We start from the raw sequence: 5,579 nt of genomic DNA on the forward strand, positions 1-5,579 counted from the left end.
GGCCCGCAAGGGACCCGGGTAAATCTCCGTGTGCGGGATGCCTCCGGCGCCACTCACACAAACACATAAAACCCCGGCTCCGGCCGGCATCCCGCACATCCTCATACCGCCAGGCGAAACCGCCGTGGCGCTATACCTGCTTGAAAAGGCTAGATTTCGGGAACGCTCGACCGGCCCAGAGACGGTGTGCCGCCGGCATATGTCACCAGCATCTCGATGCGTTTGGGGATCGGCGGATGGGTGGCGAACAGGCCCATGAAACCGGTCTTCGGGTTCTCGATGAACATCTCGCGCACCTCGTCCGGCGCCGTCTCGATCTCGGCATGACCGGAGATCTTGTTCAGCGCCGCGATCATGGCGTCGGGATTGCGGGTCAGCTCGACCGCGCCGGCATCGGCCATGTATTCGCGCCGCCGCGACAGGGAAAAGCGGATCACGATGGCCAGAAGATAGGCGATCGCCAGGATGGCCAGCGCCGCCACGATCACCAGCCCGCCAGACCGGCCGCCCGAACGGCGATCCCCGCCCGATCGCAGGCCGAACCAGAAAATCCGCCGGAAGACGATCTCGGCAACAAAGGAGATGATCCCCACGAAGATGATGGCGATCACCAGCAGACGGACATCCTTGTGCCGGATATGCGAGAGCTCGTGCGCCAGCACGGCTTCCAGCTCGGCATCGTCGAGCCGGTCGACCAGGCCGCGCGTCACCGTCACGGTGTACTGCCCCTCCCGCAGGCCGGAAGCATAGGCATTGAGCGCAGGCGTCTCGATCACCGCCAGGTGCGGCATGGTGAGACCGCGGGAAATGCAGAGATTTTCCAGGAGGTTCCAGACGCGGGTCTCCTCCTTGCGGGAGACCCGCCGCGCGCCGGTGGCGGCATTGATGATGGACTGGTGGAAGAACCAGGCGATCACGAACCAGATGCCGGCCAGGCCCAGCGACCAGGCCGCGATGGACGGCAGGCGGGCGAGTTCGGCGCCAATGAGATCGGGCCGGGCGCCCTTGCCGGCATAGCTGCCGGCAGAAGGGTCTGCCAGGCCGACGGTGAGCCATGTCACCGCCAGCCCGAGCAGGATCAGGAGGACGGGAAACCCGGCCAGCAGCAGGACGGATTTGAGATTATTGTTCCAGATATGGGAGCGAAGTCCGGTCGCGCCCAGGAACATGGCCTAGAACTGCACCTTGGGGGCGCCGCGCTCGGCTTCGCCGACCTCGAAATATTCGCGCTGCTTGAAGCCCATCGAATTGGCGATGACCACGGCCGGGAATTGCTCGGTCGCCGTATTGTACTCATTGACCGCATTGTTGAAGAAGCGGCGGGCGGCGGCGATCTTGTTTTCCAGGTCCGCCAGCTCGTTCTGCAACGACAGGAAGTTCTGGTTGGCCTTGAGATCCGGATAGGCTTCGGACAGGGCGAACAGCTGGCGCAGGGCGCCGGAGAGCATGTTCTCGGCCTCGGCCAGGCCTTTCAGCGAGTTTGCATCGATGGCCTGCTGGCGCGCCTTGGTGACGTTTTCCAGCGTGTCCTTCTCGTGCGCGGCATAGCCTTTCACCGTCTCCACGATGTTGGGCACGAGATCGTGGCGCTGTCTCAGCTGCACATCGATATCGCCCCAGGCCTGGTTACAGGTCTGCCGCAGCGCGACGAGACGGTTGTAGACCATCACCAGGAAGATACCGATGCCGATCACAAGGATCAGAAGGATAATACCGGCGTCCATATGTCGTCTCCTGTCGGCAGGACGTTGAATGTCTTACGAGACTTACCTATTCCGCCTTCGCCTGTGAAGCGAGGAATTCCGAGCCGCGCGGCGCAAAGCGGAGCGAGCGCGGGAAGCCGCGCGGCGCCATCTTGCCGGCCTGCGCCCGTTTGGCAGTCCACAATTGCCAGTCTTCCAGATTGAAACGCCGCCCGGCCCCGTCGAGCCAGGTCAGCCCCTCTTCCGCCGCGAACGTCGTGGCGTCGGCGAGCCGCGCGCCCTTGCCACCCATCAGGCGCACGCCCTTGCCGCGCGACATCCGGGGGATTTCCTCCAGCGGGAAGACCAGGAGTTTCTTGTTCTCGCCGATCAGCGCGCACGTATCGCCCATCGCCGGAATGCACAGCAGCGCCTCGTCGCCCGCCATCAGGTTGAGGATCTGCTTGCCGCCCTTCTTCATGGCGACGCAGTCCTTTTCCTGGATGCGGAAACCGGTATTGCCGGTGGAGGCGACCAGAAGCGTGCGCTCCGGATCGTATTTGAACAGGCCGATCGGCGCGGCGTCCTCGGGCAGGTCGACATGCAGCCGCACCGGTTCGCCATGACCGCGCCCGCCGGGCAGTCTGGAGGCTTCCAGCGTGTAGAACTTCCCGTCCGTCGCGAACATCAGGAGCTTGTCCGTCGTCTCGCACTTCACGGCGAAGGCCGAGCGGTCGCCCTCCTTGAACTTCAGCTCGGTGACGTCGTTGATATGGCCCTTGAGCGCCCGCACCCAGCCCTTTTCGGACAGGACGGCCGTGATCGGCTCACGCACCACGAAGGCCTCGATCGGGGCATCGCCGGCAATGTCCGGCGCCTCGCCGAAAGCCGAGCGGCGGCGGCCCAGCGGGGTGGATTGGGCATAATAGTCGGCGACCTCACCGATCTCCTGCCCCACCTTCTCCCACTGGCGTTCCGTGGATCCGATCAGCTCCTTCAACACCTTGCGTTCGGCCCGGAGCGCCTCGTCTTCCTTGCGGATTTCCAGCTCTTCCAGCTTGCGCAGGGCCCGCAGGCGCATGTTCAGGATGGCTTCGGCCTGGCGCTCTGTGAGCGAGAAAGTCTCGATCAGCTTGGCCTTGGGCTCGTCCTCGAAACGGATGATCCGGATCACCTCGTCCAGATCGGCATAGACGATGAGATAGCCGGCCAGCACTTCCAGCCGGTCTTCCACCTTGGCCAGGCGCGTCTCGGCCCGGCGCACGGCAACCTCGCGGCGATGCTCCAGCCAGATCTGCAGAACTTCCTTCAGCCCGATCACCCGCGGCGTACCGGTGGGGTCGAGCACATTCATGTTCAGCGAAATGCGGGTTTCCAGATCGGTGAGCTTGAACACCGACTCCATCAGCATTTCCGGATCGACGAGCTTGGATTTCGGCTCCAGCACGAGGCGGATATCCTCGGCGCTCTCGTCGAGAACATCGTCCAGCAGCGGCAGTTTCTTGGCGTCCATCAGCTGGGCGATCCGCTCGACCAGTTTGGACTTCTGCACCAGGTACGGGATTTCCGTGATCACCACGCGCCACATGCCGCGGCCGAGATCTTCCTTCTCCCACCTGGCGCGAACGCGGAAACCGCCGCGGCCGGTCTCGTAGGCTTCGCGGATCGATTCCGGCGATTCAACGATCGTGCCGCCGGTCGGGAAATCCGGCCCTTTCACATGTTTCAGGAGCGCGTCGGTTTCGGTCTCCGGATTGTCGATCAGCGCCAGTGCGGCCGCACAGATCTCGGCGACATTGTGCGGCGGGATCGAGGTTGCCATGCCCACGGCGATACCGGTCGAGCCATTGGCCAGAAGGTTCGGGAAAGCACCGGGCAGGACCAGCGGTTCGTTTTCGGACCCGTCATAGGTCTCCTCGAAATCCACCGTGCCATGCTCGATATCGCGCAGCAGGAGTTCGGCGGCCTTGGTCAGGCGGGCTTCGGTGTAACGCATGGCGGCCGCGCCATCGCCGTCGATATTGCCGAAATTGCCCTGGCCCTCGACCAGCGGATAGCGCGAGGCGAAATCCTGGGCCAGGCGGACCAGCGCCTCATAGACCGACTGGTCGCCATGGGGGTGATATTTACCGATCACATCGCCGACCACGCGGGCCGACTTCTTGAAGGCCTGGTCCGGGTTCAGCTTCAGCTCGCGCATGGCGTAGAGCAGGCGCCGGTGCACCGGCTTCAGCCCGTCGCGCGCATCCGGCAGGGCCCGCTGGGTGATCGTGGAAAGCGCGTAGGCGAGATAGCGCCGCGACAGTGCGTCCTCGAACTTCTCCTCGATAATGTGCCCGCCATCCGGATCGAAATGATCGCCCATGCCTCTACGCCTCGTGATTCGGAGACGATCAGTATAGCGGATGGGAGCAAACGAGCAGGGCTTGGCCGCAGGATTTGCTGTGGGCAAACGGCATCACGCCAGTTCGGCATTCGCCTTCAGCAAAGTCGAGATATAGCTCCCCCGCCCGATCAGGAATGCCCGCAGCCGTTCAGGATACTCGCCGCTCACCGCCTCGCGCACCGAGGCCCGCTCTGCCAGAGCCTCGCGCCAGCGTGTCACTTTCTCCAGCCCGGTGAAGATGCCGAACTCGCCGATCGCATCGAACGTGTCGAAATAGCGGAAGACGGGACCATAGACGGCATCGACCAGGGAGAAGGTCTCGCCGGCGAAATACGGGCCCTCGCCCAGCACGCCTTCCAGCCGGGCAAAACCGAGCGACAGCGCATCGGCCTTGTCCTGGAAAGCCTTGCGGTCCGGAGCGTTGTAGAGGCCGGCAATCAGATTGAGCTGGGCCGAGCCGAACTCGATCCAGGAGCGGTGACGGGCACGTTCGAGCGGGTCACGTGGGTGCAGGGCCGGCGCGAGCGTATCCTCGATGTATTCCAGGATTACGGCGGACTCGAAGATCGGCGTGTCGTCCACCAGCAGAACCGGGACCTTGCCCAGGGGCGAGATGTCCAGAAACCAGCCCGGCTTTTCAGCCAGATCGATGTCGACCCGCTCGAAGGGTATTTTCTTCTCCGCCAGCGCGATCGCGGCCCGCTGGACGTAGGGACAGAGCTTGTGGCTGATCAGGCGGAGCCGGGGTCGAGCGTCGGTCATGGGACTTCCCTTTTCATGCAGATGCATGAAAAATGGGACCCGGCAAACTATATGCAAGTGCATGGATCAGAAAATTTCCACCACCTCCGCCCGGGTCCGCGCCTGGATCGCGCTCAACCGGGCCTGGACCCGCGTCTCCGGACGTGTCGAGACACGGCTGAAACAGGCCGGACATCCGCCCCTGGCCTGGTACGATGTGCTCTGGGAATTGGAGAAGATGCGCGATTGCTGCCTGCGTCCTGTCGAGCTGGAAGCGCGCCTGCTGATCCGGCAGCACAATCTCTCCCGCCTCCTCACCCGGATGGAAACAGCCGGGATGGTGGAAAAGCTGCGCTGCCCGCAAGACGGGCGCGGCCTCCAGATACGCCTGACAGATGCCGGCCGCGAAGCCCGCAAGGCAATGTGGGAGGTCTATCGCCCGGCACTCGACGAAGCTCTGGGCACTCTGTCGGCCGAAGACGCCGAGGCGCTGGCAGAGCGATTGGATGGGCTGAGTGTATAGGCTTCGGCGGTCGCTCGTTGTCTGAAGCATCCCTTTTCAGTTTTCCCGGACTTGTTCCGGGACCTGGCGAACGTGAAGGCTTTTCATCGATGCAGGAGGAATCATCGGTGCGCGCACCTGCACCTATGAGGCCGCGTCGCTTCAACCCGGCCCCGGAACAAGTGTTCAGCCCGGGGACATGGCTGACACCTGTTCGGGGACATGGCTAACACATTTTCGGTGTGTTGAGGTTGATGGTTTTGATGGT

5 protein-coding genes are annotated in these 5,579 nt (G+C 63.5%); 1 reads left to right on the forward strand and 4 read right to left on the reverse strand.

All coding sequences use genetic code 11. The features are described 5' to 3' along the window. Window positions 1-149: 149 nt before the first annotated feature. From PKE71_RS17495 to PKE71_RS17510, 4 genes are all read right to left on the reverse strand, one after another. Window positions 150-1,169 (reverse strand): M48 family metallopeptidase, encoded by a 1,020-nt coding sequence (locus PKE71_RS17495; RefSeq protein WP_271188307.1) that lies wholly within the window; start codon window positions 1,167-1,169, stop codon window positions 150-152. A gap of 3 nt (window positions 1,170-1,172) precedes the next feature. After that, window positions 1,173-1,724, reverse strand: coding sequence for a LemA family protein (locus tag PKE71_RS17500; protein ID WP_271188308.1), 552 nt, complete (start codon window positions 1,722-1,724; stop codon window positions 1,173-1,175). A 46-nt stretch (window positions 1,725-1,770) separates the two neighbouring features. Then, a complete protein-coding gene (parC, locus tag PKE71_RS17505) occupies window positions 1,771-4,047 on the reverse strand; it encodes a DNA topoisomerase IV subunit A (protein ID WP_271188309.1) in 2,277 nt (758 codons plus the stop codon). 93 nt (window positions 4,048-4,140) lie between these two features. Further along, window positions 4,141-4,830: a glutathione S-transferase family protein gene (locus PKE71_RS17510; protein WP_271188310.1), complete on the reverse strand. Its 690-nt coding sequence runs from the start codon at window positions 4,828-4,830 to the stop codon at window positions 4,141-4,143. Between the two features lie 61 nt (window positions 4,831-4,891). Between PKE71_RS17510 and PKE71_RS17515 the strand changes: the two genes are divergently transcribed. Then, window positions 4,892-5,332 carry a MarR family winged helix-turn-helix transcriptional regulator gene (locus PKE71_RS17515; protein ID WP_271188311.1) on the forward strand — a complete coding sequence of 147 codons (441 nt, stop codon included), beginning with the start codon at window positions 4,892-4,894 and terminating at the stop codon, window positions 5,330-5,332. The last annotated feature ends 247 nt before the right edge of the window (window positions 5,333-5,579 follow it).

Origin of the sequence: Maricaulis virginensis (assembly GCF_027922185.1) — a bacterium.
Taxonomy (GTDB): Bacteria; Pseudomonadota; Alphaproteobacteria; order Caulobacterales; family Maricaulaceae; genus Maricaulis; species Maricaulis virginensis.